Raw genomic sequence first — 26,459 nt, forward strand, 5'->3', positions numbered from 1 at the left:
CACTCCACGGAACTCAGGAAAGTGGACGCGTGCGCACGGGCGCACCACGGCACCACTCCCGTCGAGTGGGCCGTGTCAGGCTGCGAGGGCGTAGAGCGATACGGCCGGCGGGCCGCGCCTGATCACCGTGTGGAGAAGTGCCTCCGCCGCGGGGGGCGGAGGAGTGTCGTCGTCGGTACGCGGCGGACGCGGCCCGCTCGCGGGCAGCGCGGGCAGCCCGGACACCAGGGCGCGTACGAGGACGAGGGCGGCGCGCAGGGAGCGCACCAGCGCCCCTTCGGCGAGTTCGGTGGCACCGTGTGCCGACAGGCGGCCCAGCTTCAGCAGCGCCAGGTCGCCGCGCCGCAGCAGCCACCCGGTCGCCAGGGCGGCCAGCAGGTGTCCGAGGACCATGGGCAGGCCGGGCCACAGCGCGGCGGGTTCCGCCGCGTGCCCCGCGTGCGGGACGGCGGCGGCCGGGTCCAGCCCGGCCCGCGTGACGATCCGCCGGGCGTCCGGGACGCTCAGCGACGAGGCGCCCGCCCCGCACACCAGTTTGGCGGCCATCCGGATCAACGCGTCGTCCGCCCGCTCGCCGATACCCATGGTGAGCTGCTGCCGCTGTCCGAGCCCGAACAGCACGTGCAGCGTGAGCTGGCCGCCGGCCAGGGCCGTGGCGATCACCGGGAGCGACCGTTCGCGACCGGCGAACGGCACCGTCACCGCGAAGACGCAGAGGAAGCCCAGGACCAGCGTCCACCAGGGAACGGTCTCGCAGGCGGCGAGTACATGCCCCAGCCCGGACAGCACGAGGCAGACCGCGGTGAACACCGCGGCCCTCAGCAGCCGTGGACCAGCGGAAGGGGCAGACATGGCCGGGCCATCATCGCACTGCGGCCCTCCCCGCCACGCGGCAGGTCCGGAAGGTCACCGTTTCGCCGGGGGAGTCCGACAGAACCCGACATACACCGGCGTACGGGCTACGCATATCCGCCGAACGGGGGCCGTCGCGTCAACGCGGCGCTTACGACCGACAACGCGGGGCAATACGTATCGGTATGTCGAGCCGCAGCCAGGAGGCTGGAGCATGAGCATCTGGTGGTCTCTCCATTTGCGGCGCGAGGCTGCGAGCGTTCCGCTCGCCCGTCGCCTCCTCCTCGGCACCATGGAGACCGCGGGGGTCGATCCGGAGACCTCCTACGACCTGTCGCTCGCCCTCACCGAGGCGTGCGCCAACGCGGTGGAGCACGGCGGGCGGACGGGCACCGGGGACGTCTCGGCGGAGTACCGGGTGACGGCGTACCTGGACGGCGAGAAGTGCCGTATCGAGGTGGCCGACTCGGGCCCCGGGTTCCCCGCCGAACCGGCCCCGGCGGTGTGCCGCACCACCCTGGAGGCCGAGCACGGACGGGGCCTGCGCCTCATCGAAGAGCTGGCCGACCACGTCCACTTCGGCAACCGGTCCGGACGCGGCGGCGCGGTGGTGAGCTTCGACAAGATCGTCAAGTGGCGTACGGGCGCCCCGCTCGTGGCGTCATGACACGGCGCCGGTGACGCCGGGCGCGGGTCACCCAGGGGCGCCGGTGACGAAGGGCGCCGCACCACGCCGGAAGGCCCCCCGCCGGCGCACCGGTGGGGGGCCTTGCGTGAGGTTCCCGAGGGTCAGCCCTTCAGGCCGGCCATCCACGCCTCGACCTCGTCCGACCGGCGCGGCAGCGCGGCCGAAAGGTTCCTGTTGCCGTCCTCGGTGACCAGGATGTCGTCCTCGATGCGCACACCGATGCCCCGGTACTCCTCCGGCACCGTCAGGTCGTCCGCCTGGAAGTACAGGCCCGGCTCGACGGTCAGGCACATGCCCGGCTCCAGGACGCCGTCCACGTACGCCTCGGTCCGCGCGGCCGCGCAGTCGTGGACGTCCATGCCCAGCATGTGACCGGTGCCGTGCAGGGTCCAGCGGCGCTGGAGGCCCAGCTCCAGGACCTTCTCCACGTCCATGTCCCCGAGCAGGCCCCACGAGACCAGCCGCTCGGCCAGCACGCGCTGGGCCGCGTCGTGGAAGTCGCGGAACTGCGCGCCCGGCCGCACCGCCGCGATACCCGCCTCCTGGGCGTCGTACACGGCGTCGTAGATCTTGCGCTGGAGGTCCGTGAAGCGGCCGTTGATCGGCAGCGTCCGGGTCACGTCGGCCGTGTAGAGGGCGGTCGTCTCCACGCCCGCGTCCAGCAGCAGCAGCTCACCGGAGCGGACCGGGCCGTCGTTGCGCACCCAGTGCAGCGTCGTGGCGTGCGGACCGGCGGCGCAGATGGAGCCGTAGCCGATGTCGTTGCCCTCGACGCGGGCCCGCAGGAAGAACGTTCCCTCGATGTACCGCTCGCTGGTCGCCTCCGCCTTGTCCAGGACCCGGACGACGTCCTCGAAGCCCCGGGCGGTCGACGCGCACGCCCGCTCCAGCTCGGCGATCTCGAACGCGTCCTTCACCAGGCGCGCCTCCGAGAGGTACACCCGCAGTTCCTCGTCCCGCTCGGCGGTGACCTTGTCGGTCAGGGCCGCCTCGATGCCCGCGTCGTGCCCGCGCACGGTGCGCACCGGGCCGGTGGCCTCGCTCAGGTGCTTCGCCAGCTCCCGCACGTCCTTGGCCGGGATGCCGAGGAGCCGCTCGGCCTCGGTGAGGGAGTGCCGGCGGCCCACCCACAGCTCGCCCTGGCCGTCCAGCCAGAACTCGCCGTTCTCCCGGTCGGAGCGGGGCAGCAGGTAGATCGTCGCGTCGTGGCCGCCGGCCTTCCGCGGCTCCAGCACCAGCACGCTGTCGTGGGTGTGGTCGCCGGTGAGGTACGCGTACTCGGTCGACGGCCGGAAGGCGTACTCCGTGTCGTTGGCGCGGACCTTCAGGTTGCCCGAGGGGATGACGAGCCGGTCGCCGGGGAAGCGCGCGGAGAGCGCGGCGCGCCGGGCGGCGGTGTGGGCGGCCTGGGCGATGGGCTCCAGGCCGTGCAGCTCGGTGTCGGCCCAGCCGGACCTCATGTTCTGCGCGAGCTCGTCGGACACGCCCGGGTACAGGCCGTTCTTCCGCTGCTTGATCGGCTCTTCCGACTCTTCCGGGGTCGCCGGCGTGAGCTCTTCGGCCACGGGTCCGCCTCCTGTTAGTACGACACTCGATCGGCCCCGGGCCCGGCGGTGGCCGAGCCGGGGGCGCCCTCCATCGTACGGTCGTGCGGACGGCCGACCCAGGGTCTTACGTCACTCGAAGCGCGCGGCCAGCACCACCACGTCCTCGTCCCCCGAGCCGCCCTCGGGCAGCACCGTCCGCAGGACGTGGTCGGCGATCGCGCCCGGATCGGCCCGGTCCGCCGCGGGCACGGTCGCCGCGGCCGCGTGCAGCTTGGCGAACGCCCGGTCCGTGGACTCCCCGGTGCGCCGCAGCAGCCCGTCCGTGTAGAGGAGCACCGTCTCGCCCGGCTCGGGGGCGATCTCCACGCTGGGCGCCTCCCAGCAGGCGAGCATCCCCAGGGGTGCCGACAGCGACGTCTCGACGTACTCGGTGCGCCGCTCGCCGACGATCAGCGGCGGGGTGTGCCCGGCCCCGGCGAGCACCACCTTGCGGCGCGCCGGTTCGGCGTACGCGAAGAGCGCGGTGGCCGACCGCGCCGGTTCGGTCAGCCGCAGCAGCAGCTCCAGGTCGGACAGGACGGCGACGGGGTCCTCGCCCTCCATCACGGCGTACGCCCGCAGGGAGGCCCGCAGCCGCCCCATCGCGGCGAGCGCGCTCGGCCCCGACCCGGAGACCGAACCGACCGCCAGGCCGAGCGCGCCCTCCGGCAGCGGCAGCGCGTCGTACCAGTCGCCGCCGCCCCGCGGCCCGGCGCGGTGCCGGGCGGCGAGCTGGACGCCCGCGACGCGCGGCAGCCGGCTCGGCAGCAGCTCCTCGGCGATGGTCGCCATCCTGGCGCGGCCCCGCTCCAGCTCCAGCAGCCGGGCCAGGTGCTCGGAGGCGTACCGCCCGTAGAGGCCCACGAGGTGGCGCCGCCCCTCGGCGGGTTCGGCGGGCTCGTCGTACAGCCAGACGGCGGCACCCAGCCGGCCGGCCGCCTCGGTGGCGAGCGGCACGGCGTAGCTGGCGGCGTAGCCGAGCCGGGCGGCGACCTCCCGGTGGCGGGGGTCGAGGCCCTCGTCGGCGAACAGGTCGGGTACGGCGACGGGGCCGGACGTCCGGCCGGCCGGCGGGCCGTCCGGGACGTCGTCCAGGATGCGGCCGTAGGACGTGGCGCTGCGCGGCACCGTCTCGATGGTGCCGAGGTCGGCGTGGGCGAGTCCCAGACCGATGGTGGTGGCGGGGCCGAGGCCGTCGGCGGGCTCGAGGACGACCATGCCGCGGCGGGCGCCGACGAGCGCGGCGCCGGCGCGCAGCAGCTCGTGGAGGGCGTCGTCGAGGGTGCCCGTACGGGTGAGGCGTTCGGTGAGTTCGTGCAGCGTGGTCAGGTCGGAGACCCAGCCCGCCAGCTTGTCCTGGATCATCGCCCCGGGGCCGGCGGGAGGGGCCGGGAGGTCCGGAAGGGGCGCCGCAGTGTGCGTCGGCGCCGGAACAGTTGGATCGAATCCGGCCACTTTCGGCACGTGAGGGGCGGTCATGGCAGCCGGCTCTTCGACGGGTGCGTTTCGCTGGATAGCATCGCAAACCCCCATGTCAATCTGCGCCGCTGTCACTGCACCCACATGTACACGCAGAAGTGAGGGGATGTCCAGCATTGTCACGGGAGGGCGCGCGGTATTTACCGCAGCCGTAACTTGGCTCAAAAATGGCCCCCATGGGCAGGATTTGCGGTCGACTGAGCCCCGTTCGACAAGCGGCACCTCCCGGAGACGGCGTCGGCCGACGCGGCCCTCGGGGGCGTCGTTCCGAGCGGGCTGGGTACGTAAAAGGTGTAGGCCAGGGGCAGTTGGGACGGGCCCGGAACCCCACGGGAAGCAGTGGCGTCCTCAACCACGGAAGGCCGCGCCCCATCCCCGAGTGGCGGGGAAAGAGCACAGCGGGACCAGCGGGACAGCCAGTGCGCGCCAGGGGCGCGCCACCCCTCGCCACGCGTTTAATGGACGGACAGCCGGCCCGGGCCGCGGCCCGGCGCACGCTCGGCGGTGCCGGGCGGTGCCGCCCGCCGCGGGCGGCCAAGGGGCCGGTCACCACGCCGGCACCGTACGGGGCGGTGACGCGCCGGCCCGGACGCACAGTGAAGTGACGCACACCTGTTGTGATGTGGATGACCTCGGCGTTCAACGGAAAGGAACGAGCGCTCATGCGCGAGATCCTCGGAAGGCGACGCAGGCTCCGGTTCCGGCGCAAGAGGAGGCCTGCCCACCTGGATGCGGCGCTCCTGTGCGCCACCGAGTGGCACTGGCCCGTCCTCCCGGGCGTGGGCCTCGGGCCCGCCGGGGGCCGTGGCGACCGGGAGCGCGGCTGTGCCTGTCCCGACCCCGACTGCGTCGTTCCCGGCGCACACCCCTTCGACCCCGGCCTGCTCGCGGCCACCACCGACGCGCGCATGGTCCGCTGGTGGTGGACCAACCGCCCCGACGCCCCGGTCCTGCTCGCCACCGGGGGCCGCGCGCCGTGCGCGGTGAGCCTGCCCGCGGTCGCCGGGGCCCGGGCGATGGCCGTCCTGGACCGACTGGAGACACGGCTCGGCCCGGTCGTCGCGACACCCACCCGGTGGTCGCTGCTGGTCGCCCCGTACACCCTCGAACAACTCGGCGAGCTGCTGTACGTCAAGGACCGCGTGCCCAGCTCCCTGCGCTTCCACGGGCAGGGCGGCTACCTGGTGCTGCCTCCGTCCGACACCGGGACCGGTCAGGTCCGCTGGGAGCGCGAGCCCCTCGCCGGGTCGGCGTCGCCGTGGCTGCCGGACGTGGAGGCGGTCGTGGACGCGCTGGTGGAGGCGAGCACGAGTGCGCCGGACGGCGGCAGCCGCCTGCGCTACTGACCGCCCCCTCCGCCGGCTCCGGGCCCCGCTGCCACCCGTATGTCACTCGTACGGGTGTGAGCGGGGCCGAGTTGTACGGGAATTGGGCGCGGGCCTCACGGGAGGCCCGCCCCGCGCCGATATCGTCGGCCCACCGTCGCGACGTCCCGGAGCTGGCAGGTGGGTCCCATGAATCTCCGTGTGATCGGGCTCGGGGCCGCCGTGGTGGCCGCCGCGCTGGTGCCGCTCGCCGCCTCCGCCGGACCGGCGGGGAGCCCCGCCGCGCCGGCCGCGGACGGGAAGCCGGTGGCGGCCTCCGCACTTCTGGCCGGAATCGATGCCCCGGCGGCTGCGCCGGCCCGCTCCCACGGGGCGAGCCGGGCCGCTTGCGGACCGGAGGTGGTGTCGCCGGACGGGGTGGAGGCGCAGACCTGCGTCCTGAGTGAGGGGCATTCCGGGGAGCGCGACACCTGGGCGCGTACCTACTACCGCAATGCGACGGGCAAAGGGCTGGGCGCCGTACTCACTTTGATGGGCCCCGGCGGGCGGACCGTACAAGCGCATTGCGAGGTGCGGCCGGACGACGAGCCGGGGGTGTGCGAGACGCCCCGGGAGCCGTCACGGGGGACGTTCGCGGAATACATGGCGGTGGCGGAGTTCGCCGAGAGCGGGGAAAGCGCGCTGATGCTGCGATCGGGGAGCAACTCGCCCGATCCGGCGGCCAGTTGAGGGCCGGAGCCGGAAGATCCTCTTCCGCGGAAAATGAAGGGCCCGGTCGCTGGCGACGGGGGATGCACCAGCGACCGGGCTTCAAGCACCGTAACAAGAGATCGGCTGTACGCAAATTCGATCTCAGTTATTCGGACAGCGATTTACCGTCGGGTACCTGTTGTTGTGGCAGAAGTCACCGACCGGTCGGGATGTGGAACACGGGCCCTTCCTGATAACGGGCCCGGCCCTCATCAGCTCAGGGTCACCTGGCGGTTGGTGAGCCCGCCGCGGGCCCGGCGCTCCTCCGCCGTCAGCGGCGCGTCGGCGGCGAGCGCGCCCGCCAGCCGCTCGGCGAACTCGGCCGCCGGCTGCTCGCACTCCTTGGCGCCCATCCCGGTCGGCAGGTCCCACACCGGCACCATCAGGCCGTGCGCCCGGAACGAGCCGACCAGCCGGGTCCCCTCGCCCAGCGACGACGCCCCGGCGGCGTGCAGCCGCGCCAGCGCGTCGAGCAGCTCCTCCTCCGGGTGCGGCATGACCCAGCGCAGGTGGTTCTTCTCGGGCGTCTCGCACCAGTACGCGGCGTCCACGCCGGACAGCTTGACGGTCGGGATCGCGGCGGCGTTGGCCCGCTCCAGGGAGGCGGCCACCTCGGGCGACGCGCTCTGCTCCGCGTCCGGCACCCAGAACTCGAAGCCCGAGTGGACGACCGGCTCGAAACCGGCGTCCGCGTCCAGCAGGTCCTGGAGGCGCGGCCCGTCCGCCGGCACCCGGTGGGCGGCGACCGGCGTGCCCGGCTGGGCGGCCAGTGCGCGCTGGAGGGTGTCCGCGAGGTCCCGGCTGAGGTCGCCGGAGGAGGTGTCGTTCTGGAGGGCGAGCAGGACGGAGCCGTCGTCGCGGCGCAGCGCGGGCCACGCCATGGGCAGGACGGTCGCGAGCGTCACCGAGGGCACGCCCTCGGGCAGTCCGCCCTTGAGGTGCAGCGGCGCCGTCGCGGCGGGCACCAGCTCGCGCAGCGCGACCCAGTCGCACTCGCCGGGCAGCCCCTCGAAGGGCCGCTGGACCAGCTCGGTCACCGCGTGCGCGGCGGCCCGGCCGTGGCACGCCTTGTAGCGGCGGCCCGAACCGCAGGGGCAGGGCTCGCGGGCCCCGACGACCGGAACGGCCTCTCCGGTTGCCTGCGGCTTGCCGGCCTTGGTCTGGGGACGCTTCTTGCCCATGGTCTGACTTCTCCCGTAACGGCGGTGCGGCACTGCTGTGTCGGCCGCGAGCCTAGCCGCCTCGAGGCGCCGGACGGGCCACGTGCGCGGGTACCGCCCGGCCCGGGACCTCGTCCGGCGGGGTCAGTCGACGTCCTCGTACGCGTCGTACGTCCCGTACACGTCCAGGAAGTCGAAGCCGGGAGCCGTGACGCGCGTAGCGAAGTCGTCGCGCCGGTGGCCTCCCGTGAGGACCACCCAGACCGTCACCTCGCCGGACGCGCCGTCCCGCACGCCCCAGTCCTGGGCGAGCGCGCTGATGATGTTCAGCCCCCGGCCGCCGCGTGCGGTGACCGAAGGCGTCGAGGGAACCGGTCGGGTCGGACCACCGCCGTCCGTCACCTCGACGGTCAGGGCGCCGTGCCGGTCGACGCGCCAGGCGGCGCGGACGTCGCCGTCGCCGACCTCCACGCCCCGGCCCAGCGGCCTGCCGTGCCGGCAGGAATTGCTGAGCAGTTCGGAAAGGACCAGTACGGCATCGTCGACGACCGATTCGGCCATACCGCTGCGGCTGAGCTGCTCCCGCATGCGGTGCCTCGCCCGACCCACGCCCGCAGGGCCATGGGGTACGGCCATGCTCGACGACGTCGGCACCTCCTGTGCCATTACGAACGCCACCCCCGAGACCTCCTTTGCCCCACGCCACGGTGTGAATGCCCCAATGGCCTGGACCGGAAACCGGCCAATCCATGTGTGATGACGCACGCGACACGGTCGAACACGGACCGAACGCGCCGGAGCACTCGGTGTAACGGGTGTTAAAGGCGGCCCAGTTGGGACAGGACCTGTTTGGGGCGGTTGGTGATGATCGCCTCCACTCCGAGGCGGGCGCACAGCTCGACGTCCGCCGGTTCGTCGACCGTCCAGACATGGACACGGTGACCGGCCCGGTGGAGGCGGGCGACGTAGCCGGGGTTGTTGCGGACGATCCGGATGGACGGCCCGGCGATCCCGGACCCGGCGGGCAGCCGGCCGTCGCGCACGCGCGGGGTGACGAACTGCATCAGGTACACGGTCGGCACGGCGGGCGCCGCGGCGGTGACCCGGTGCAGGGAGCGGGCGGAGAAGCTCATGACCCGTACGGGGGTGGTGGTGCCGGTACGCGGCCGGGTCAGCCCGAACCGGTCCAGCAGCTCCACCAGCCGCGCCTCGACCTGGCCGGCCCACCGGGTGGGGTGCTTGGTCTCGACGGCCAGCTCGATGCGGCGTCCGGCGTCCGCCACGAGCGCCAGCAGCCGTTCCAGGGTCAGCACGGAGGTGTACTCGGGGTCGCCCCAGTCCGGGCTCTCCACCGGGTCCTTCCAGGCGCCGAAGTCGAGCTGGGCGAGGTCGGCGAGCTCCAGGGTGGACACCGCGCCGCGCCCGTTGGAGGTGCGGTTGACGCGGCGGTCGTGGACGCAGACGAGGTGGCCGTCGGCGGTGAGCCGTACATCGCATTCGAGGGCGTCGGCGCCGTCCTCGATCGCCTTCATGTACGCGGCCAGGGTGTGCTCGGGCGCGTCCTCGGAGGCGCCTCGGTGGGCGACGACCTGGATCGTGTGCTGCCGTGCGTGGGTCACCGCGACATGGTGCCACCGCTGTTCGGCCCTCATCGACGGGCATCCGATTTGCCGGAAATAAAGGATGGCCCGAAGACGCACAGGTCCGGCTTACAGTGGCCTGACGGCCTGTGGGAAAAGCTGACTGCCAGGACCCTGACCACCCCGACGACCATGACGACGCGGATGCCCCGAAGACCCGGACGACCGGATGACCGTGAAGACCCGGACGACCGGATGACACCGACGACCCGGACGACCCCGATGACGTGCAACGACGTGGAACCCGAGGAGAACGAGCCGTGAGCACTGAGAACGAGGGCAACGCGGTCCCGTCCGCCCCCTCCGCCCCGCCCCGACGGGGCGGCGCACCACGACCCGGCGGCGCACCACGACCCGGCGGCGGGGCACTCCGGCGGGGCGGCGCACCACGACCCGGCGGCGGGGCACTCCGGCGGGGCGGCGCACCACGACCCGGCGGCGGGGCACTCCGGCGGGGCGGCGCACCACGCCCCGGCGGCGGGGCACGCGGCACCCGAGCCGCCCCGGGCGACGCCCCCGGCGCCCGCCGGACCGCCCACGGCGCCCCTTCCCACGGCTCCCCCTGCCGCGCCTCCCGCCGCGCCGCCCGCCGCCGGGTGGCCGCCCCCGCCGGGCGGGCCCGCCTGGGGCGCGCCGCTGCCGGCGGCGGGCGGGCCGCCGCACAAACGTTCCGGCGGGGGCCTGGTCGCCGCCGTCCTGGCCGCCGCGCTGATCGCGGGCGGTGTCGGCGGCGGCATCGGCTACTGGGCGGCCGAGCGCAACGACGGCTCGACCAGCTCGACCACCGTCGCGGCGGGCGAGGCACCGGCCGGCTTCAAGCGGGAGCCGGGCACCATCGCCGCCGTGGCGAACAAGGCGCTGCCGAGCGTCGTCACCATCGAGGCCAAGGCGGGCGGCTCGGCAGCCGAGGGCGGCACGGGCACCGGCTTCGTGTACGACAAGGAGGGCCACATCCTCACCAACAACCACGTGGTCGCCTCCGCGGCGGAGGGCGGCACCCTCTCCGCGACCTTCTCCAACGGCAAGAAGTACGACGCCGAGGTCATCGGCCGCGCCCAGGGCTACGACGTCGCCGTGCTCAAGCTCAAGAACGCCCCGTCCGGTCTCGCCCCGCTCCCGCTGGGGGACTCCGACAGGGTGGCGGTCGGCGACTCCACGATCGCGATCGGCGCGCCGTTCGGCCTGTCCAACACCGTCACCACCGGCATCATCAGCGCCAAGAACCGCCCGGTCGCCTCCGGCGACGGCAGCGGCGCCGGGCGGAACTCGTACATGAGTGCCCTCCAGACCGACGCCTCGATCAACCCCGGCAACTCCGGTGGTCCGCTCCTGGACGCGCGCGGCGCGGTGATCGGCATCAACTCGGCCATCCAGTCGGCCGGCAGCGGCGGCCTCGGCCAGTCCCAGGCGGGCTCCATCGGCCTCGGCTTCGCCATCCCGGTCAACCAGGCCAGGAGCGTCGCCGACCAGCTCATCAAGACGGGCCGGCCGGTCTACGCGGTGATCGGTGCCACGGTGAACATGACCGAGGAGGGCGAGGGCGCCCGTATCGCCGAGGAGGGCGAGAACGGCACCCCCGCGGTCGTCCCCAACGGCCCCGCGGCCAAGGCGGGCCTGAAGCCGGGTGACGTGATCACCAAGTTCGGCGACCGGGCGATCGACAGCGGTCCGACCCTGATCAGCCAGATCTGGACGCACAAGCCCGGCGACAAGGTGACGCTCACCTATGAGCGGGGCGGGAAGTCCACGACGGTCGAGGTGGTCCTGGGCGAGCGCACGGGCGACAGCGACTGACGCGTACGGCGTCACCCGTACCCGGCTCCCGGCGTGCCCGGAGCCGGGTACGGGCCCACAGTGGGTCCATGACCGCCAACCCGCCGCCGGTGACCGTCTCCCCGCCCAGCCCGTCGGGCGGCCGCACCGTGCACGCCGCCGGCCGGCCCCTCGGCCTCGCCCACAGCGTCGCCGACCTGGTCGACCTCCTCAGCGGCACCGGCCTGGAACTGGGCCCGGACGACGTGGCCACCACCCACCTCATCCACTGGCAGGGCGGCGGCCCCGCGGTCTGGGCCGAGTCACCCCCCTGATCCGCCCCGGCCACACCCACCGCCACCCTCCCCCAGCCGGTAGGCTGTAGCCGCCCCGCTCCAAGCGACGCGGGGCGAGGGTGGGTTGCCCGAGCGGCCTAAGGGAACGGTCTTGAAAACCGTCGTGGCGCGAGTCACCGTGGGTTCAAATCCCACACCCACCGCCAGGTCACAGCACGTGCTGTTCAGAAGGGGTGTCCCCGCTTGAGGGGCACCCCTTCGGCATGGGTCCTGGCTCAACCTGGATCGCCTGTGCCGCTGTAGATCATCGTGTGTGGACCAGGCGTGGACCACGACCAGCCCCCTGTTGCCCCCGCTGGGCCAATGATGACGCCCTGTCCGACTCGCGGCTGCTGTCAGTCGCCGTCCCTACGATGAATGGCGCTACGTCGACAGCGGAGGGGGATGGCGATGGCCAGGGTGCTGCCCACGAAGAAGATTGAGCGTGCGGGAGTGAATGAATTTCGCGCGCTTATGGAATCTGCTGGCCATATCGTCCAAGAGATTGATGGGGGAAACGACTACGGGGAGGACTGTTATCTGAGCTTTACGCAGAAGGGGGAGAGGACCGGCGACATCGTTGCGGTTCAGGTGAAGAGCGGCACGGCGTACCGCAGGTCTGTCGGCTACGGAATTTCATGTCGAGGGCATGTACAGGACTGGACGCGGAGCAGGATTCCGGTGATTGGCGTTGTGTACGACCCGGATCTTCGGAAACTCTTCTGGGTCAACCTTACTGAATTTCTGCTCCAGGAGGTGGAGCAGGGGAGGAGCCCGAAAAGCGTTCCGGTTGCCGAGACGGCAATGCTGGATATCGACACGGTGGAAGCCGTGGTGCTGCGTATCCGTAGTTTTATTTCTAAGAATGATCGGGTGAGGCCGATCGAGCTCGGAATTCTGCAAAGTGTCACTCGCAAAATGAGTCGGCTGAGGAATCGCCAATTCAATGATATGGATCGAACGCCTGTCGGTGGCGTTCCATACGAGATGGCCAGTGACTCGGTCGACTTTCGTGAGCGGCATCCCGGGTTCCACCCTGCCCTGGTGAAGTGGCTGTCTGTAGGTGTGATCGTGGGTCTCTTGGCCATGATGGCGCCCGGTCTGTTCAAGGCTGTCGAACGTGATGGTCACGCCTCATGGTTGTGGAGCGGGTGGGCGTGGCTAGTTTGCTACTACGGAACTCTGGCATATCTCCTGATGGTGAGTGGGAAAGATCCGCAGAAGAGGCGGGCGAGATTTCTGCGGTGGGGGGCGTTTTCTCTGATCTGGTCCGGCTGGTACGTGGGCCTTGCCCATCAGACTTCCGCATGGTCGGTGAATCCGATATTTGAGTGGATCTTCGTGCATCAGATGCCCGTGGTTGCAAAATTCTTGCTTCTGTATCTGACCGGCTTCTATTTGAGGCAGGAGATTGATAGAAGGCGGAGGCTTAGGCTGGCCTATCCTGAAGGTGTTCCTGAGGGAGGATGACGTGTTGCTGCTGAGTATGAAATCAGCCGCTGTCCATGGGTAGCCCACGGCGCATTGTTGAGAGCGCTGCACTTGACCGGAAAAGTCCACGTAGGCACGAGAACAGGTGCCGTTGGTGCGGTGCTGGCGGTCAGGAGACGTCCGTGGCCGGCACCTCGATGAATCCCATTGAGCCCTGCATAGTTACGCTGGAGCTGTATGGGTGAAGCCGAGGGACGTGAGTCCTTCGGCCTGGCACAGCCGGTCGGAGGGGCCGTCGACCTCGGTCTGGAGGAGTTGGTAGGCGGCGCCTTGGGATTGCCCCCAGTGCATTGCGGCCCGCCAAAGGACGCGCCCGAGGCCCTGGCCCCGAGTCTTGGGCAGGACGGCGAAGTACTGGGGCATGAGCTGGGGGCGGCCGATCGCGTCGGGGCGTACTTCCATGGGGCCGATCGCGCCCACGATGCGGTCTTCGATGGCGGCGGCGAGGACCGGGCCGCACCGGCCGGCCTGTATCTGCGTGTGGAGAAAGGCCAGGCCATCGCCCGCCATGGCCTCGGCGAACGGGGCGAAGGTGTCCTGCACAGCGGTCGGCCAGGCAGCGACGGGCCGGACCGGACCATCAGGGGCAGGGCAGGGGGCGGTGGTGAAGTCCTTCATCTGGATGCGGGTGCCGCGCGGGCGCGCGGTCGCGGGGCCGAGGGGGCGTACGACCCGGGCGTTGACCACGTCGTGCGCGGCGGCGAGCTTCGCGGCCAGCGCGGCGGCCTCAGCCACGACGCCGTCGTCGGGGAACCCGTAGGCGAAGACCTTCACAGTGCCGCGTCCGTGCCGGTTCAGGGTGGGGATGAGGGTGCGCTCAGGCTGATGCACCACGTCCTCGCGAAGGACTTTCTCGTTCTTCTCGCCGCCCCAGCGCCGGTCCTTGTCGTAGGGCAGGAAGCCACCGGTGTCGGCCGCTCGCAGGACGTCCTCAAAGATCCCGACGGTCAGGGCGTCGGGGTGGACAGGGCCGAGAGTCGGCACGATCGGCGCGGTCAGTTGGGGCCGGAGCCAGTCCCAGCGGAAGAACATGGGCGGCACCCTAATGGTGAGCCAACCAGGGCTCAGGCCCCGACGCGAGTACGCCGGGGCCTGAACGGAGCTGACCGGTCCGTCTCGGTCAGTGGGGGTTGTCGTCCCCGGCGTCGCAGGAGCACTCCGCGCTCTCCACGATCACGTCGAGGTCCTGGACGGCGGTGATCGACGCGGTCGCGACGGGCGGGGCGGCACGGCGGGCCGAGGCCGGCGGGCCGGGGAGGATGCTCACCGGTACGGGCGGGGTCATGAGGCGTTCTCCGAACTGCGACCCATCATGGACCCAGGCTCGGCGTCCCGCATGGGTGACGCGAAGTATCTGAAGGCGTGGGTCATCCCATGGCTGCCATCAGCTTCGCGTCGGGCCATCGTCAGACGGACTCGCGCGTGCTGGCCCCTGTCGGTGCATACGATCCCGACTCGGTACTCCTTGGCCATACCGACAGTCTCCTGCAACTCTCAAACCGTATGCGCACGTAACCTTCGGCAGCGATGATCGAGAGTTCCATCGCTGCAGTCGGAGTGTTGATATGCCCAATCAGGAGCAGGTCCTCTCGTACGCTCGCTCACTGGCCCAGACGTTGCAAGAAGGTCTGGTGTGGAAGCCCGGTCGGAACGGGGATGGTCGGGGCTGGTGGCAGATATCGGACCATCAGGAGCTTCCTGCCCTGATGGCGAACGCCTTCGCGGGCATGGAGTTTCTGCGCCAGTACGCCGGTGAGGACAGCTTCTGGACCTCCCGTGCTGCTGAGGTGTACCAAAGCAAGGGAGATAACCAGTCCACTGAGTCGGGAGCTCGCGCCGTTGGTGATGTCCTGCTCACCTGGGTTCGCCAGGTGGAAGCGGGCGTCAGCGAAATCGTGGGTGCTCGCGCTTGGTCGGAGGTCGGCCTGATCAGCACGGACATGATGGGTCAGGTACGGCGGCTACTGAGTGACAAGCAGACCCATCCTGTTGCGGCCATCGTGCTGTGCGGTGCAGCCTTGGAGAGCGCACTGCGGGCGCTGATTGAGGCCCGCGGGCTGGAACTGCCCGAGCGCCCCTCGCTCAGCACGTACTCGCAGCTTCTCCGTCGGGAGGAGCTGATCACCAAGCAGGAAGCGAAGGATCTTGAGCAAGTTGGGGGACTCCGGAATGCGGCGGCTCATGGTCAGTTTGAGGAGCTGAGTCGAGAACGCGCCGGCCTCATGGAGCAGCAGACCAACCTCTTGCTCAGCAGGATCTCGGAGCTTCACCTGTAGGACTGCTGGGGGGCGGTGCGATCGCGCCCGCGCCGGTCGCAGTGGACCCGCCGTGGACCGCGTGGCTCCACGGCGGCTGGTGGTGGGGTCGAGTATGCAAGTCAGGCGCGTGCGAGAGGCTTCCCGCAGCACTCTCTTGAAAACCGTCGTGGCGCGAGTCACCGTGGGTTCAAATCCCACACCCACCGCACGAGGTCAGCGCCTGCGCCGACCACAAGGGGCGTCCCATGGGGCGCCCCTTTCGCGTGCCCCTGACCAGTGAGGGGCGTCGGCCTCCACGGTGTGGACCGTCCGCCGCGCGTGCGGGCCACGGGATCGTGTCAGGACGCGACCGGTTGGCGCATCCGGGCGGTCCGGGCGGTGGACAGGTCCGTGGCGCGCCGGACCGCTTCGGCGGAGGCGGCCAGCAGCGGCAGGCGGACGGCCGGGCTGGGGATGCGGCCCTGGGCGTGCAGCACTCCCTTGATCACGGTCGGGTTCGGCTCGGCGAAGAGCGCGGCCGACAGTTGGGCCAGTTCGGCTCCCAGCTCGCGGGCCGGTCCGGCGGCGTCACGGTGCCACAGGGAGATCAGCTCCCCGAAGTCGGCGGTGCGGACGTTGGCCGATGCCAGGATGCCGCCGCGGGCGCCCGCCGCGAGCAGCGGCGAGATGACGGCGTCGTCGCCGCCGAGCACCGCGAACCCCGGTGCCGGCCGGCCGAGCAGTTCCATGGTGGCCGCGTCGATCGCGCCCGTCGCGTACTTGACCCCGATCACCTCCGGCAGGTGCCCGAGCGCGTGCAGCGTGCCGGGGCTGAGCGGCTGGGCGGTGCGGTACGGGATGTCGTAGACGACCAGCGGCAGGCCCCCGTGCTCGGCGAGCGCCGTGAAGTGCGCCAGCGTCCCCGCCTCGCCGGGCCGGGTGTAGGGCGGCGCGGGAACCAGTGCCGCGGTGACGTCACCCCTCGCGGCGAGCTCCCGCAGTGTCGCGACGGCGGCGGCGGTGTCGTTGGTGCCCACGCCGACGATCAGTGGAGCCCCGTGCGCCCGGCAGGCCGCCGCGCAGACGCGGACCACGGCCCGCTTCTCCTCGGCGGTCAGCGTGGCCGCCTCCGCGGTGGTGCCCAGGGCGACGAGCCCACGAGCACCGGCCGACAGTGCCTCGTCGGCGAGGCGGGCGAGCGCGTCCGGGGCGAGGCGCAGGTCGTCGGTGAAGGGGGTCACCAAGGGGACGAACAGGCCGGTGAGGTTCGTTTCGGTCTCCATGCGCCCAGCCTGGCCGAGCCGTCCCGGTAGATCCAGTTCACGTTTCTTCGCTGATGCGTAAGCTCTTCTTATGCTCGATGTCCGACGCCTCCACCTGCTGCGCGAGCTCGACCGGCGCGGCACCATCGCGGCCGTCGCCGAGGCGCTGAGCTTCACCGCCTCGGCCGTCTCCCAGCAGTTGAGCGTGCTCGAGCGCGAGGCGGGCGTGCCCCTGCTCGAACGCAGTGGCCGGCGGGTGGTGCTCACCCCCGCGGGCCGCACCCTCGTCACCCACGCCGACGCCGTGCTCGAACGCCTCGAACGGGCGGTCTCCGAGCTGGCCGGGGCGCGCGAGGGCCTCGGTGGGCCGCTGCGGATCGGGACGTTCCCCTCCGGCGGCCCGGCGATCGTGCCCGCCGCGCTGGCCGAACTCGCCCTGCGCCACCCCGCGCTGGAGCCGATGGTGCGGGAGATCGACTCGGCGCGGGTCTCCGACGGCCTGCGCGCCGGCGAACTCGACGTGGCCCTCGTGCACGACTACGACTTCGTCCCCGCGTCACCGGACACCACGGTCGACCAGGTGCCGCTGCTGGAGGAGCCGGTGTACCTGGCCACGGGCGCCGCCGCCGGTCCTGCCGCCCCGGGCGGCACGCTCGCGGACCTGCTCGGGCCGTGGGCCACGTCCCCGTGGATCACGGCCCGGGAGGGCACGACCGGGCACGCGATGGCCGTACGCGCCTGTCAGGCGGCCGGCTTCCAGCCGCGCATCCGCCACCAGGTCAACGACTTCCGTACGGTCCTGGCGCTGGCCGCCATCGGGCAGGGCGCCGGGTTCGTACCGGAGATGGCCACCGCCCACGCCCCCGACGGCGTGGTCCTGACCCGGCTGCCGCTCTTCCGCCGCTCGAAGGTCGCCTTCCGCGCGGGCGGCGGCACGCATCCGGCCATCGCGGCCTTCGTGGCGGCCGCGCGAACCGCGGTGGGTGCGAGGAGTGGTGACGTGTTGTCAGGGGCGTGAGGCGTGGCGGTGGCGGGCGGGCCGGTGGTGGCGACCTCCGTGGACGCCGGTGGCGGCTGCCGGCGTCCGGCGCTCCGGCGGACGGGGCGCGTCCGCCGCCTGGGCCCGGCGGTCAGTCGCCGACGATGGCGCGGAGCGCCGCGATGTGGGCGTGGTAGGCCTCGCGGCCGTCCCGGGTGAGGCGGAGCCAGACGCGCCGGCGGGTGTCGCGTACCGCCTTGCGCTGCTCCACGTGGCCCGCCTCCACCAGCACGGTGACGTGCTTGCTCAGGACGGAGGCGGAGACCCCGAGCTGTTCCTGGACCGTGGCGAACTCGGCCTCCCCCGCGGTGTCGAGGAGGGCGCAGATCCGCAGGCGGTTGGGGGCGTGGATGGTGGCGTCGAAGCCCGCCATCGGGTCGCCGGCCGAGTCGCTCATGCGGTCGCCTTCCGGTGGAGGCGGACGAAGACGAGGTGGAAGGCGACCGACACCGCCGCGCCGACGACGGAGGCGGCGCACAGCCACAGAGGCTCCCCGGTGGCGCGGAAGACGAAGGCCGAGCCCAGCAGCACGGCGGGCAGGCCGATCGCGAGGGGGATGGTGACCCGCTTGGGCAGGACGTCCAGACGGAGGGCCACGCCCGTCTTCCTGCGCCACTGGGAGGCCGCGGCCGCGAAGAGCGCCGCGTGCGCCGCCGTCATCACGATCAGGACGACGCTCCAGGTCGAGCGGGGCAGCAGCCAGTCGGGCTCGGCCAGGGTGCCGCCGTACACCGGCGGTATGGCGGCCGTGTAGAGGGTGAGCGCCACGGTGAACCACAGGGGCCACGGGGTGGCGGACAGGGCGGTGGTGGAGGCCCGGACCTGCTCGGTCTCGGCGAGGGCGGCAAGGGCCTGCTGGGCGGTCGGGCGGATGGTTTCCCCGTTTGTTTCCATGACGGAAACAGTAGGGCTGAGTTTCCGACTTGGCAAGTGGACATTTTCCGAGGCGGCAAGTGTCGGTGCCGCCCGCTACAGTCGCCGCATGGGGGATTTCGCCAGTCAGGGCCGGACCGTGCTCTGCAAGTCGTGTCACAAGCCGCTCGTCCAGAACCGCCGCTGGTTCCCGCGGGAGTACTGCAGCCGCTGGCACAAGGTGCGGCACCGGGTGGCCAACTTCGTCGGCAGCGTGCTGGACAGCGCCTAGGAGCGCCGGCCGTGGCGTAGGGCGGCGTAAATGCGTTGCCGGGGCGCGCCGGGCGGCGGGAGCATCGGGCCATGACCTCTCCGACCCGTTTCCCGTCGCCGTCCGCCGCCGCACGAGCGGTGCACGGGCGACAGCGGTACGGGTCCTGGCGGGAGCCGGCCTTCGCGCGCTCGTGATCACCGCGCTCGTCGCGGGGACGCTCGCCGGGTACGGGATCGCCGTGCCGGTCGGGGCCGTCGGGGCGTACCTGGTGGCGCTCACCGCGCGGACCTCCCTGCGGGTGGGTGCGTGCGCCGCGCTGGGGGTCGCGACGGCCGACGGGCTGTACGCCCTGGTCGCCGCCGTCGGCGGGTCCGCCCTCGGGCCGCTCGTCGCACCGGTCGTGGTGCCGCTGCGGTGGGCCTCGGCCGTGGTGCTGGTGGCGCTGGCGGTGCGCAGTGGTGCGGTGGCGGTCCAGCGGTACCGGCGGCGGAGCACGGCCACCCGCGAGGACGAGGCACCGGTCGGTCCCCTGCGGGCGTACGTTGCGCTCCTGGGCATCACGGTGCTGAACCCCATGACCGTGATCTACTTCGCGGCCCTGGTGATCGCCGGACAGGGCGCCCGGGACCCGGGCGCGCTGGAGCAGGGCGTGTTCGTCCTGGCCGCCTTCCTGGCGTCCGCGAGCTGGCAGTTGCTGCTGGCCTGCGGCGGCGCGCTGCTCGGCCGGGTGCTCACGGGCGGCCGTGGCCGGCTGGTCACCGCGCTGGCCTCCAGCGCCCTGATCACCGCGCTCGCCGGCCACCTGCTCCTCGCGGCGCCGTGAGGCGGGCGGCCGACGCGATGGTGGCGCGCGCCTCCTGGGGGGTGAGGCCGGTGTGCACGGCGGCGTCGGTGAGGGCGTCCGCGAGGTCGTCGCCGATGCCGTTCTCGTACGCCCGGCACGCCGCCCAGAACAGCCGGGTGTTGCGCCGGCCCTCGTGGGCGGCGAGGACGAAGCGGACCAGGCCCTCCCCGCGCGGCGTCCCGGCGGGCGCGGCGCGCCTCGGGGCGGGCGGCGGGGGCGCCAGGAGGCGGAGGAGGGCGGGCGGACACGGGGCCGGCGCCAGGGTGGCCGTGCCGGGGACCAGGCGGTAGGCGCCACGGGCGGTCACCGAGCCGGGTCCCACCAGGTAGCCGCCGGCGCCCCGGATGTCGATGCCCGGTGCGAGCCGCCCGGCGGAGTTCGGGACCACGACGCCGGGCGGGCCGGTCAGCCAGAGGTGGCGCCCGCCGCTCGGCGTGAGCACGGTGACCGTGGCCGGGACGGTGAACCCCCGCTCCAGGGCGAGGCGCCGCAGCACGGCGGGCTCGGTGTCGAGGTCGACGCCGATCAGATGGTGCGGTGGGCGCCCGCAGGCGATGCCGTAGCCGGTCGCCCAGGGCGCGAGGGCGAACAGCGCGCGTACGGCGGCGGGGTCGGTGGTCGCGTCGTGCACGCCGTGCCCGGGCAGGCCGCACTCGCCGCGGCAGTGGACCGGTGCGGGGGCGCCGCGGTGCGGCGACGGCAGGGCGGGGAGTTTGGTCGGCGACAGGGGGATGACGGCCAGCCCGCGCTCGGCGGCGGAGAGGGCGTGGGCCAGGGCCAGGGTGGCGGTGCGCCGGTCTGAAGCGGCCATACCTCCATGTTCGTACGTACGTTCGATTCTGGGAAGGGGGTGAGGTTGGCCGAAAAGGTGCCGGAACGGTTCTTCTCTTGAGTGGGGCGCACGCGCGCCCCGCCGAGGTGGGTGCTCGGGCGCTGAGCTGCGGTTTCGGGGCTGTGGGACAGGTTTATCGACATGTCCTCACGCTTGCGGGGGAAATGGGCGCTCCAGCCTGGTTCGCCGGGGAATCGGTGGGCAACTCTTGAACCGCGACGTCGAGAACTCGCCCGGGGCGGCCGGCCAACTGCCCGGGTTCAAGCCGCAGTTCCACACGGGGTTCCTGGAGGATTTACATGGCAAGCATCCGTACCGCTCGCGTCATCGCCGCCGCTGCCGCGCTGCCCCTCGCCCTCGGGCTCTTCGCGGGGGTGGCCCAGGCCGACACCGGTGGCCTCGCGAGCGACGGATCGAACGCGTCCGCCGCCTCGATCAGCGGCAGCGGGGTCGGGGGTCAGAACGCGGGCAATTCCACGACCGGACAACAGGTCGCCAACGGCGGCGGCTCCAACCAGAGCAACACCACGAGCGTGAACGGCCCCGGCTTCACGGCCGTCGGCCAGAGCACCCCCACGGTGAACTTCACCAACCTCTGGTAGGACCGGCCCGCGGGGGGTTGGGGACGAGGTGAACGGCGGCCCGTGCGGCGGTACTCCGGTACCGGCGTACGGGCCGCCGTGCCGTTCCCGGCCTTGACACCCGCCCTCGATCTGACGGACAGTCAGAAACCGTGACGGACAAGCGCGACGACCCGAGCGAGCGGCACGAGGCGGGGCACGGGGCGGGGCACGGGGCGGGCCGCGACGCCCGGAGGGACGCCCGCCACGACGCGGCGCACGATCCGGTGCACGGCCCGCGCCACGACGCGGCGCACGGCCCGCGCCCCGACGCGGCGCACGATCCGGCGCACGCCCCGCGCCACGACCCGCTGTACCAGCGGCTGAAGCCGTACGAGGGCCGGCCCGCCGCCACCGCCGGCGCCGGCAAGGACCCCGTCAACGCGCCCATGATCCGGCACTGGTGCGAGGCCATGGGCGACACCCACCCCGCGTACACCGGGGCCGACGCCGTCGCCCCGCCCACCATGCTCCAGGTGTGGACCATGGGCGGTCTGTCCGGGCACACCGGGCCCACCGGCCGCTCCGGCGCGTACGACGAACTGCTCGCCCTCCTCGACGGTGCCGGCTGCACCTCGGTGGTCGCGACCGACTGCGAGCAGGAGTACGTCCGTGACCTGCGCCCCGGGGACACCGTCACCTTCGACGCGGTGATCGAGTCCGTGTCCGCGCGCAAGACCACCCGGCTGGGCACCGGCTACTTCGTCACCACGCGGACGGACGTCCGGGCCGGCGGACACCTCGTGGGCACCCACCGCTTCCGCATCCTCAAGTACGCGCCCGCGAGACCCCGCGCCGCCCACAAGCGCCCCCGGCCCGTGATCAACCGCGACAACGCCGGATTCTGGGACGGCGTCGCCGCCCACCACCTGCTGATCCAGCGGTGCACCTGCTGTGGGACGCTCCGCTTCCCCTGGCTGCCGGGGTGCAACACCTGCGGGTCCGGGGCGTGGGACACCGTCGAGGCGAGCGGCGAGGGGACCGTCTACTCGTACGTCGTCATGCACCACCCGCCGTTCCCCGCCTTCGACCCGCCCTACGCCGTCGCGCTCGTCGAACTGGCCGAGGGCGTCCGCATGATCAGCAACATCACCGGTGTGCCGTACGACCAGGTGCGCATCGGCATGCCCGTACGACTGGAGTTCCTGCGGGTCGACGAGGAACTGGAGCTGCCGGTCTTCCGAGGGGGAGGGGTCCGATGAAACCCGGGGACGAACTGCCGCCGCTGATTGTCCCGGTCACCCGGACGCTCATCGTCGCGGGCGCCATCGCCTCCCGCGACTACCAGGACGTCCACCACGACGCGGAACTCGCCCGGCAGAAGGGCTCCCCCGACATCTTCATGAACATCCTGACGACGAACGGGCTCGTCGGCCGGTACGTCACCGACCACTTCGGCCCCCGCGCCCGCCTGCGGAAGGTCGCCATCCGGCTGGGCGCGCCCAACCACCCGGGCGACACGATGACGCTCACCGGCACGGTCACCGCCGTCGACGGCGACACGGCCACCGTCCGGATCACCGGCGCCAACCGGCTCGGCGACCACGTCACCGGCACGGTGACGGTGACCGTCACGGGGGCCGGTACGGGAGCCGACACCGTGACCGGCACAGGAGCCGACACGGTGAACGACACCGGAGTCGCCCCGGGGGCCGGGTCGTGAGCGGGCGCTGGGCCGACACGCTCGGCGGCCGGGCGGCCGTCGTCGGCATCGGCGCGACCGCGTTCTCCAAGGACTCCGGCCGCAGCGAACTGGCGCTCGCCGTCGAAGCCGTACGGGCCGCCCTCGACGACGCCGGGCTCACCCCCGCCGACGTCGACGGCCTGGTCACCTTCACGATGGACACCAGCCCCGAGATCACCGTCGCCCAGGCCGCGGGCATCGGCGAGCTGTCGTTCTTCTCCCGCGTCCACTACGGCGGCGGCGCCGCCTGCGCCACCGTCCAGCAGGCCGCCCTCGCCGTCGCCGCGGGCGTCGCGGAGGTCGTCGTCTGCTACCGGGCCTTCAACGAGCGCTCCGGGCGCCGCTTCGGCGCCGGCGTCCAGCACCGCGAGCCGTCCGCCGAAGGCGCCGCGCTCGGCTGGCCGCTGCCGTTCGGGCTGCTCACCCCGGCGTCCTGGGTCGCCATGGCCGCCCAGCGGTACCTGCACACGTACGGCCTCACCCCCGTCGCCTTCGGGCACGTCGCCGTCACCGGCCGGCGCCACGCGGCCACCAACCCGGCCGCCTACTTCCACGGCCGGCCCATCACCCTCGCCGACCACGCCGCGTCCCGCTGGATCGCCGAGCCCCTGCGGCTCCTGGACTGCTGCCAGGAGACCGACGGCGGCCAGGCACTCGTCGTCACCACCGCCGAACGCGCCCGCGACCTGCCCCACCCGCCGGCCGTGATCGTCGCCGCCGCGCAGGGGGCCGGGCGGGCGCAGGAGGCGATGACCGGCTTCTACCGCCACGACCTGACCGGGCTGCCCGAGACGGGCGTCGTCGCCCGCCAGTTGTGGCGGACCTCCGGACTGGGCCCGGACGGCATCGACGTCGGCATCCTCTACGACCACTTCACGCCGTTCGTGCTGATGCAGCTCGAGGAGTTCGGGTTCTGCGCCCCGGGGGAGGCCGCCGACTTCGTGGCCGCCGATGCCCTGCCGCTCAATACCCATGGCGGGCAGCTCGGCGAGGCGTACCTGCACGGCATGAACGGCATCGCCGAGGCGGTCCGCCAGGTGCGCGGCACCTCGGTGAACCAGGTGCCCGGCGCGGCGACCGTCCTGGTCACCGCCGGAACCGGCGTACCCACCTCGGGCCTCGTCCTGGGCGCCGAGGGCACCGGCCCCTGACCCACCCGCCGACCGCCCGTACCCCTGCCCCCGATCCACCCGCCGCCCGCACCGCTCCCGACGCCCGCGGGCCACCGGCCGTGGCACGGGCGGGCCCCGGGAAGCGGACCCTGAGGCGGGCGTGCGGCGCCTCCACCTCTGGGAGGTGCGGCGGGGCGCGGCCCTACAACCTGAGGCGGACCCGGGTTCGGCACCTGTGGGCGATCCCCGGCGGCGGCCCCGCTCATAGCGTGGAGCCATGACCGCGACCGCCGGCCCCGTCTGCACCGGGGCGTCCACCGCCGCCACCGGATACCCGTCGTTCTCGTCGTACGTACGGGCGCGGGGACCCGTGCTGTTGCGCACCGCGCGGTCGCTGACCGCCAACCCGTGTGACGCGGAGGACCTGCTCCAGACGGCCCTCGCCAAGACGTACGTCGCCTGGGGGCGCATCGAGGACCACCGCGCCCTCGACGGCTACGTCCGCCGCGCCCTGCTGAACACCCGCACCTCGCAGTGGCGCAAGCGCAGGGTCGACGAGTTCGCGTGCGACGAGCTGCCCGAGCCCGCCGGCCTGCCCGAGCCCGACCCGGCGGAGCAGCAGGTGCTGCGCGACGCGATGTGGCGCGCGGTGATGAGACTCCCCGACCGCCAGCGGGCCATGGTGGTGCTCCGGTACTACGAGGACCTCAGCGAGGCGCAGACGGCGGAGGTCCTCGGGGTCTCCGTCGGCACGGTCAAGAGCGCCGTCTCCCGGGCGCTGGGCAAGCTCCGCGAGGACCCGGAGCTGTCCCCCGTACGCTGATCGGCCCCGGCTCGACTCAGCCCGTCTACTCCTGGGTAGTGACATACCGCGTGGTATGTGCGCAGAATCTGCACACCTCTATGCCCGGGGGTCCGGTCCGGAAGCTCCCCGGGTACACCCGCGCGCCCACGGGAGGACGCCGTGCTGAGCACCATGCAGGACGTACCACTGACTGTGACCCGCATCCTCCGCCACGGGATGACGATCCACGGGACCTCACGGATCACCACCTGGACCGGCGACGCCGACGCCCCGCACCGCCGGAGCTTCGCCGAGGCCGGCGCACGCGCGACCCAACTGGCGAACGCCCTGCGCGACGAGCTCGGGGTCACCGGCGACGAGCGCGTCGCCACGCTGATGTGGAACAACGCCGAGCACGTCGAGGCGTACCTGGCGATCCCCTCCATGGGCGCCGTGCTCCACACCCTCAACCTCCGCCTGCCGCCCGAGCAGCTCGTCTGGATCGTCAACCACGCCGCCGACCGGGTCGTCCTGGTCAACGGCAGCCTGCTCCCGCTGCTCGCCCCGCTCCTGCCGCACCTGCCGACCATCGAGCACGTCGTGGTCTCCGGGCCCGGCGACCGCGCGCTCCTCGACGGCGCCGCGCCCGCCGTCCACGAGTACGAGGAGCTCATCGCCGGCCGGCCGACCAGCTACGACTGGCCCGAGCTGGACGAACGCTCCGCCGCCGCCATGTGCTACACCTCCGGCACCACCGGCGACCCCAAGGGCGTCGTCTACTCCCACCGGTCCATCTACCTGCACTCCATGCAGGTCAACATGGCCCAGTCGATGGGCCTGACGGACAAGGACACCACCCTGGTGGTCGTCCCCCAGTTCCACGTGAACGCCTGGGGCCTGCCCCACGCCACCTTCATGACCGGCGTCAACATGCTGATGCCGGACCGCTTCCTCCAGCCCGCCCCGCTCGCCGACATGATCGAGCGTGAGAAGCCGACGCACGCGGCGGCCGTCCCCACCATCTGGCAGGGCCTCCTCGCGGAGGTCACCGCCAACCCCCGGGACCTCTCCTCCATGGCCAGCGTCACCATCGGCGGCGCCGCCTGCCCGCCGGCCCTCATGGAGGCGTACGACAAGCTCGGCGTCCGCCTCTGCCACGCCTGGGGCATGACCGAGACGTCCCCGCTCGGCACCATGTCCAACCCGCCCGCCGGGCTCACGGCGGAGGAGGAGTGGCCCTACCGCGTCACCCAGGGCCGCTTCCCCGCCGGCGTCGAGGCCCGGCTCGCCGGACCCGGCGGCGACATCCTGCCCTGGGACGGCGAGTCGGCGGGCGAACTGGAGGTCCGCGGCCCCTGGATCGCCGGCGCCTACTACGGCGGCGCGGCCGGTGAACCGCTGCGCCCGGAGGACAAGTTCACGCCGGACGGGTGGCTGAAGACCGGTGACGTCGGAGTGATCAGCCCGGACGGGTACCTCACCCTCACCGACCGGGCGAAGGACGTCATCAAGTCGGGCGGCGAGTGGATCTCCTCGGTCGAGCTCGAGAACGCCCTGATGGCCCACCCGGAGGTGGCGGAGGCGGCGGTCGTCGCCGTCCCGGACGACAAGTGGGGCGAACGGCCGCTGGCCACGGTGGTCCTCAAGGAGGGCGCCACGGCGGACTACGAGACGCTGCGCGCCTTCCTCGGCGAGTCCATCGCCAAGTGGCAGCTCCCCGAGCGCTGGGCGATCGTCCCGGCGGTCCCGAAGACCAGCGTGGGCAAGTTCGACAAGAAGGTGATCCGCAAGCAGTACGCGAACGGAGAGCTGGACGTCACGCGGCTCTGACGGCCGCGAAAAGGGGCGCCCCCGCGCGGGG

The 26,459-nt window shown here is 72.5% G+C and carries 28 protein-coding genes and 1 tRNA gene; 17 read left to right on the top strand and 12 right to left on the bottom strand.

From position 1 onward, the window contains the following. Positions 1-75: 75 nt before the first annotated feature. A complete protein-coding gene (locus E2B92_RS27655; protein ID WP_126884242.1) occupies positions 76-852 on the bottom strand; it encodes a hypothetical protein in 777 nt (258 codons plus the stop codon). Positions 853-1,066: 214 nt separating this feature from the next. Between E2B92_RS27655 and E2B92_RS27660 the strand changes: the two genes are divergently transcribed. After that, complete coding sequence (locus E2B92_RS27660) at positions 1,067-1,519, top strand: ATP-binding protein (RefSeq protein WP_126884241.1); 453 nt, start codon at positions 1,067-1,069, stop codon at positions 1,517-1,519. A gap of 122 nt (positions 1,520-1,641) precedes the next feature. Here E2B92_RS27660 and E2B92_RS27665 read toward each other — a convergent pair whose 3' ends face one another. Then, entirely contained in the window at positions 1,642-3,105 is a 1,464-nt protein-coding gene (locus tag E2B92_RS27665; RefSeq protein ID WP_126884240.1) for an aminopeptidase P family protein, read from the bottom strand. 111 nt (positions 3,106-3,216) lie between these two features. Continuing rightward, complete coding sequence (locus E2B92_RS27670; protein ID WP_126884265.1) at positions 3,217-4,722, bottom strand: PP2C family protein-serine/threonine phosphatase; 1,506 nt, start codon at positions 4,720-4,722, stop codon at positions 3,217-3,219. Between the two features lie 545 nt (positions 4,723-5,267). Here E2B92_RS27670 and E2B92_RS27675 point away from each other — a divergent pair. Continuing rightward, entirely contained in the window at positions 5,268-5,951 is a 684-nt protein-coding gene (locus tag E2B92_RS27675) for a bifunctional DNA primase/polymerase (protein ID WP_126884239.1), read from the top strand. Positions 5,952-6,119: 168 nt separating this feature from the next. After that, entirely contained in the window at positions 6,120-6,659 is a 540-nt protein-coding gene (locus tag E2B92_RS27680) for a hypothetical protein (RefSeq protein ID WP_126884238.1), read from the top strand. A 233-nt stretch (positions 6,660-6,892) separates the two neighbouring features. Here E2B92_RS27680 and E2B92_RS27685 read toward each other — a convergent pair whose 3' ends face one another. The 3 genes from E2B92_RS27685 to E2B92_RS27695 all read right to left on the bottom strand — a co-directional run bounded on the left by E2B92_RS27685 (position 6,893) and on the right by E2B92_RS27695 (position 9,459). Further along, positions 6,893-7,861 carry a DUF5926 family protein gene (locus E2B92_RS27685; protein WP_126884237.1) on the bottom strand — a complete coding sequence of 323 codons (969 nt, stop codon included), beginning with the start codon at positions 7,859-7,861 and terminating at the stop codon, positions 6,893-6,895. Positions 7,862-7,984: 123 nt separating this feature from the next. Next, entirely contained in the window at positions 7,985-8,605 is a 621-nt protein-coding gene (locus tag E2B92_RS27690) for an ATP-binding protein (RefSeq protein WP_126884236.1), read from the bottom strand. 53 nt (positions 8,606-8,658) lie between these two features. Further along, positions 8,659-9,459 carry a glycerophosphodiester phosphodiesterase gene (locus E2B92_RS27695; RefSeq protein ID WP_126884235.1) on the bottom strand — a complete coding sequence of 267 codons (801 nt, stop codon included), beginning with the start codon at positions 9,457-9,459 and terminating at the stop codon, positions 8,659-8,661. An 864-nt stretch (positions 9,460-10,323) separates the two neighbouring features. Between E2B92_RS27695 and E2B92_RS34185 the strand changes: the two genes are divergently transcribed. The 4 genes from E2B92_RS34185 to E2B92_RS27715 all read left to right on the top strand — a co-directional run bounded on the left by E2B92_RS34185 (position 10,324) and on the right by E2B92_RS27715 (position 13,037). Further along, complete coding sequence (locus E2B92_RS34185; protein ID WP_399431141.1) at positions 10,324-11,274, top strand: S1C family serine protease; 951 nt, start codon at positions 10,324-10,326, stop codon at positions 11,272-11,274. Positions 11,275-11,342: 68 nt separating this feature from the next. Then, complete coding sequence (locus tag E2B92_RS27705) at positions 11,343-11,567, top strand: hypothetical protein (RefSeq protein WP_126884234.1); 225 nt, start codon at positions 11,343-11,345, stop codon at positions 11,565-11,567. 79 nt (positions 11,568-11,646) lie between these two features. Continuing rightward, positions 11,647-11,734, top strand: a tRNA-Ser gene (locus tag E2B92_RS27710). Positions 11,735-11,978: 244 nt separating this feature from the next. Next, positions 11,979-13,037, top strand: coding sequence for a DUF4365 domain-containing protein (locus E2B92_RS27715; RefSeq protein ID WP_160159794.1), 1,059 nt, complete (start codon positions 11,979-11,981; stop codon positions 13,035-13,037). A 183-nt stretch (positions 13,038-13,220) separates the two neighbouring features. Here the strand turns inward: E2B92_RS27715 and E2B92_RS27720 are convergent, their stop codons facing one another. Both E2B92_RS27720 and E2B92_RS33085 read right to left on the bottom strand, forming a co-directional pair. Then, the gene (locus E2B92_RS27720) at positions 13,221-14,090 is read right to left on the bottom strand and encodes a GNAT family N-acetyltransferase (RefSeq protein WP_126884232.1); all 870 of its coding nucleotides are present in this window, start codon (positions 14,088-14,090) and stop codon (positions 13,221-13,223) included. 88 nt (positions 14,091-14,178) lie between these two features. Next, the gene (locus E2B92_RS33085; RefSeq protein WP_185923535.1) at positions 14,179-14,343 is read right to left on the bottom strand and encodes a hypothetical protein; all 165 of its coding nucleotides are present in this window, start codon (positions 14,341-14,343) and stop codon (positions 14,179-14,181) included. A 421-nt stretch (positions 14,344-14,764) separates the two neighbouring features. On the opposite strand from E2B92_RS33085, the gene E2B92_RS27725 reads away from it, so the two are divergent. Beyond that, positions 14,765-15,334, top strand: coding sequence for a DUF4145 domain-containing protein (locus tag E2B92_RS27725; RefSeq protein ID WP_126884231.1), 570 nt, complete (start codon positions 14,765-14,767; stop codon positions 15,332-15,334). A gap of 320 nt (positions 15,335-15,654) precedes the next feature. On the opposite strand, the gene E2B92_RS27730 is transcribed toward E2B92_RS27725, so the two are convergent. After that, the gene (locus E2B92_RS27730; RefSeq protein ID WP_126884230.1) at positions 15,655-16,578 is read right to left on the bottom strand and encodes a dihydrodipicolinate synthase family protein; all 924 of its coding nucleotides are present in this window, start codon (positions 16,576-16,578) and stop codon (positions 15,655-15,657) included. A gap of 70 nt (positions 16,579-16,648) precedes the next feature. Here E2B92_RS27730 and E2B92_RS27735 point away from each other — a divergent pair, with 70 nt between their 5' ends. Beyond that, positions 16,649-17,575 carry a LysR family transcriptional regulator gene (locus E2B92_RS27735; RefSeq protein WP_126884229.1) on the top strand — a complete coding sequence of 309 codons (927 nt, stop codon included), beginning with the start codon at positions 16,649-16,651 and terminating at the stop codon, positions 17,573-17,575. A gap of 112 nt (positions 17,576-17,687) precedes the next feature. Here the strand turns inward: E2B92_RS27735 and E2B92_RS27740 are convergent, their stop codons facing one another. After that, complete coding sequence (locus E2B92_RS27740) at positions 17,688-17,993, bottom strand: transcriptional regulator (RefSeq protein ID WP_126884228.1); 306 nt, start codon at positions 17,991-17,993, stop codon at positions 17,688-17,690. Beyond that, positions 17,990-18,490: a hypothetical protein gene (locus E2B92_RS27745; protein ID WP_126884227.1), complete on the bottom strand. Its 501-nt coding sequence runs from the start codon at positions 18,488-18,490 to the stop codon at positions 17,990-17,992. The genes E2B92_RS27740 and E2B92_RS27745 overlap by 4 nt, the downstream gene beginning before the upstream one ends. Before the next feature lie 88 nt (positions 18,491-18,578). Here E2B92_RS27745 and E2B92_RS33090 point away from each other — a divergent pair, with 88 nt between their 5' ends. Continuing rightward, positions 18,579-18,740, top strand: a complete 162-nt coding sequence (locus tag E2B92_RS33090) for a hypothetical protein (RefSeq protein WP_185923534.1) — start codon at positions 18,579-18,581, stop codon at positions 18,738-18,740. Positions 18,741-18,912: 172 nt separating this feature from the next. Further along, positions 18,913-19,545, top strand: coding sequence for a LysE family transporter (locus E2B92_RS27750; RefSeq protein WP_126884226.1), 633 nt, complete (start codon positions 18,913-18,915; stop codon positions 19,543-19,545). On the opposite strand, the gene E2B92_RS27755 is transcribed toward E2B92_RS27750, so the two are convergent. Further along, entirely contained in the window at positions 19,505-20,377 is an 873-nt protein-coding gene (locus E2B92_RS27755; protein WP_133087734.1) for a bifunctional DNA primase/polymerase, read from the bottom strand. The two genes, E2B92_RS27750 and E2B92_RS27755, sit on opposite strands and share 41 nt — an antisense overlap. A gap of 320 nt (positions 20,378-20,697) precedes the next feature. Between E2B92_RS27755 and E2B92_RS27760 the strand changes: the two genes are divergently transcribed. The 6 genes from E2B92_RS27760 to E2B92_RS27785 all read left to right on the top strand — a co-directional run bounded on the left by E2B92_RS27760 (position 20,698) and on the right by E2B92_RS27785 (position 26,428). Next, the gene (locus tag E2B92_RS27760; protein WP_126889042.1) at positions 20,698-21,000 is read left to right on the top strand and encodes a hypothetical protein; all 303 of its coding nucleotides are present in this window, start codon (positions 20,698-20,700) and stop codon (positions 20,998-21,000) included. Between the two features lie 329 nt (positions 21,001-21,329). Continuing rightward, positions 21,330-22,220 (top strand): bifunctional MaoC family dehydratase N-terminal/OB-fold nucleic acid binding domain-containing protein, encoded by an 891-nt coding sequence (locus E2B92_RS27765; protein ID WP_235024019.1) that lies wholly within the window; start codon positions 21,330-21,332, stop codon positions 22,218-22,220. Beyond that, positions 22,217-22,681: a MaoC family dehydratase gene (locus E2B92_RS27770; RefSeq protein ID WP_126889041.1), complete on the top strand. Its 465-nt coding sequence runs from the start codon at positions 22,217-22,219 to the stop codon at positions 22,679-22,681. Before E2B92_RS27765 ends, E2B92_RS27770 begins: the two co-directional genes overlap by 4 nt. Continuing rightward, complete coding sequence (locus E2B92_RS27775; protein WP_126889040.1) at positions 22,678-23,853, top strand: lipid-transfer protein; 1,176 nt, start codon at positions 22,678-22,680, stop codon at positions 23,851-23,853. Before E2B92_RS27770 ends, E2B92_RS27775 begins: the two co-directional genes overlap by 4 nt. A gap of 238 nt (positions 23,854-24,091) precedes the next feature. Beyond that, on the top strand, positions 24,092-24,637 hold the full coding sequence (locus E2B92_RS27780) for a SigE family RNA polymerase sigma factor (RefSeq protein ID WP_126889039.1): 546 nt from the start codon (positions 24,092-24,094) through the stop codon (positions 24,635-24,637). 141 nt (positions 24,638-24,778) lie between these two features. Beyond that, the gene (locus tag E2B92_RS27785; protein ID WP_126889038.1) at positions 24,779-26,428 is read left to right on the top strand and encodes a long-chain fatty acid--CoA ligase; all 1,650 of its coding nucleotides are present in this window, start codon (positions 24,779-24,781) and stop codon (positions 26,426-26,428) included. Positions 26,429-26,459 lie beyond the last annotated feature (31 nt).

The organism is Streptomyces sp. WAC05374 (assembly GCF_004353505.1).
Taxonomy (GTDB): domain Bacteria; phylum Actinomycetota; class Actinomycetes; order Streptomycetales; family Streptomycetaceae; genus Streptomyces.

What these genes read in the sequence shown, in the direction of transcription:
- E2B92_RS27670 (WP_126884265.1), bottom strand. Translation starts at nt 4,722, where the DNA reads ATGCTGGACATCCCCTCACTTCTGCGTGTACATGTGGGTGCAGTGACA.
- E2B92_RS27780 (WP_126889039.1), top strand. Translation starts at nt 24,092, where the DNA reads ATGACCGCGACCGCCGGCCCCGTCTGCACCGGGGCGTCCACCGCCGCC.
- E2B92_RS27660 (WP_126884241.1), top strand. Translation starts at nt 1,067, where the DNA reads ATGAGCATCTGGTGGTCTCTCCATTTGCGGCGCGAGGCTGCGAGCGTT.
- E2B92_RS33085 (WP_185923535.1), bottom strand. Translation starts at nt 14,343, where the DNA reads ATGACCCCGCCCGTACCGGTGAGCATCCTCCCCGGCCCGCCGGCCTCG.
- E2B92_RS27735 (WP_126884229.1), top strand. Translation starts at nt 16,649, where the DNA reads ATGCTCGATGTCCGACGCCTCCACCTGCTGCGCGAGCTCGACCGGCGC.
- E2B92_RS27715 (WP_160159794.1), top strand. Translation starts at nt 11,979, where the DNA reads ATGGCCAGGGTGCTGCCCACGAAGAAGATTGAGCGTGCGGGAGTGAAT.
- E2B92_RS27685 (WP_126884237.1), bottom strand. Translation starts at nt 7,861, where the DNA reads ATGGGCAAGAAGCGTCCCCAGACCAAGGCCGGCAAGCCGCAGGCAACC.
- E2B92_RS27745 (WP_126884227.1), bottom strand. Translation starts at nt 18,490, where the DNA reads ATGGAAACAAACGGGGAAACCATCCGCCCGACCGCCCAGCAGGCCCTT.
- E2B92_RS27655 (WP_126884242.1), bottom strand. Translation starts at nt 852, where the DNA reads ATGTCTGCCCCTTCCGCTGGTCCACGGCTGCTGAGGGCCGCGGTGTTC.
- E2B92_RS27680 (WP_126884238.1), top strand. Translation starts at nt 6,120, where the DNA reads ATGAATCTCCGTGTGATCGGGCTCGGGGCCGCCGTGGTGGCCGCCGCG.
- E2B92_RS27720 (WP_126884232.1), bottom strand. Translation starts at nt 14,090, where the DNA reads ATGTTCTTCCGCTGGGACTGGCTCCGGCCCCAACTGACCGCGCCGATC.
- E2B92_RS27740 (WP_126884228.1), bottom strand. Translation starts at nt 17,993, where the DNA reads ATGAGCGACTCGGCCGGCGACCCGATGGCGGGCTTCGACGCCACCATC.
- E2B92_RS27760 (WP_126889042.1), top strand. Translation starts at nt 20,698, where the DNA reads ATGGCAAGCATCCGTACCGCTCGCGTCATCGCCGCCGCTGCCGCGCTG.
- E2B92_RS33090 (WP_185923534.1), top strand. Translation starts at nt 18,579, where the DNA reads ATGGGGGATTTCGCCAGTCAGGGCCGGACCGTGCTCTGCAAGTCGTGT.
- E2B92_RS27755 (WP_133087734.1), bottom strand. Translation starts at nt 20,377, where the DNA reads ATGGCCGCTTCAGACCGGCGCACCGCCACCCTGGCCCTGGCCCACGCC.
- E2B92_RS27725 (WP_126884231.1), top strand. Translation starts at nt 14,765, where the DNA reads ATGGCGAACGCCTTCGCGGGCATGGAGTTTCTGCGCCAGTACGCCGGT.
- E2B92_RS27675 (WP_126884239.1), top strand. Translation starts at nt 5,268, where the DNA reads ATGCGCGAGATCCTCGGAAGGCGACGCAGGCTCCGGTTCCGGCGCAAG.
- E2B92_RS27770 (WP_126889041.1), top strand. Translation starts at nt 22,217, where the DNA reads ATGAAACCCGGGGACGAACTGCCGCCGCTGATTGTCCCGGTCACCCGG.
- E2B92_RS27730 (WP_126884230.1), bottom strand. Translation starts at nt 16,578, where the DNA reads ATGGAGACCGAAACGAACCTCACCGGCCTGTTCGTCCCCTTGGTGACC.
- E2B92_RS27705 (WP_126884234.1), top strand. Translation starts at nt 11,343, where the DNA reads ATGACCGCCAACCCGCCGCCGGTGACCGTCTCCCCGCCCAGCCCGTCG.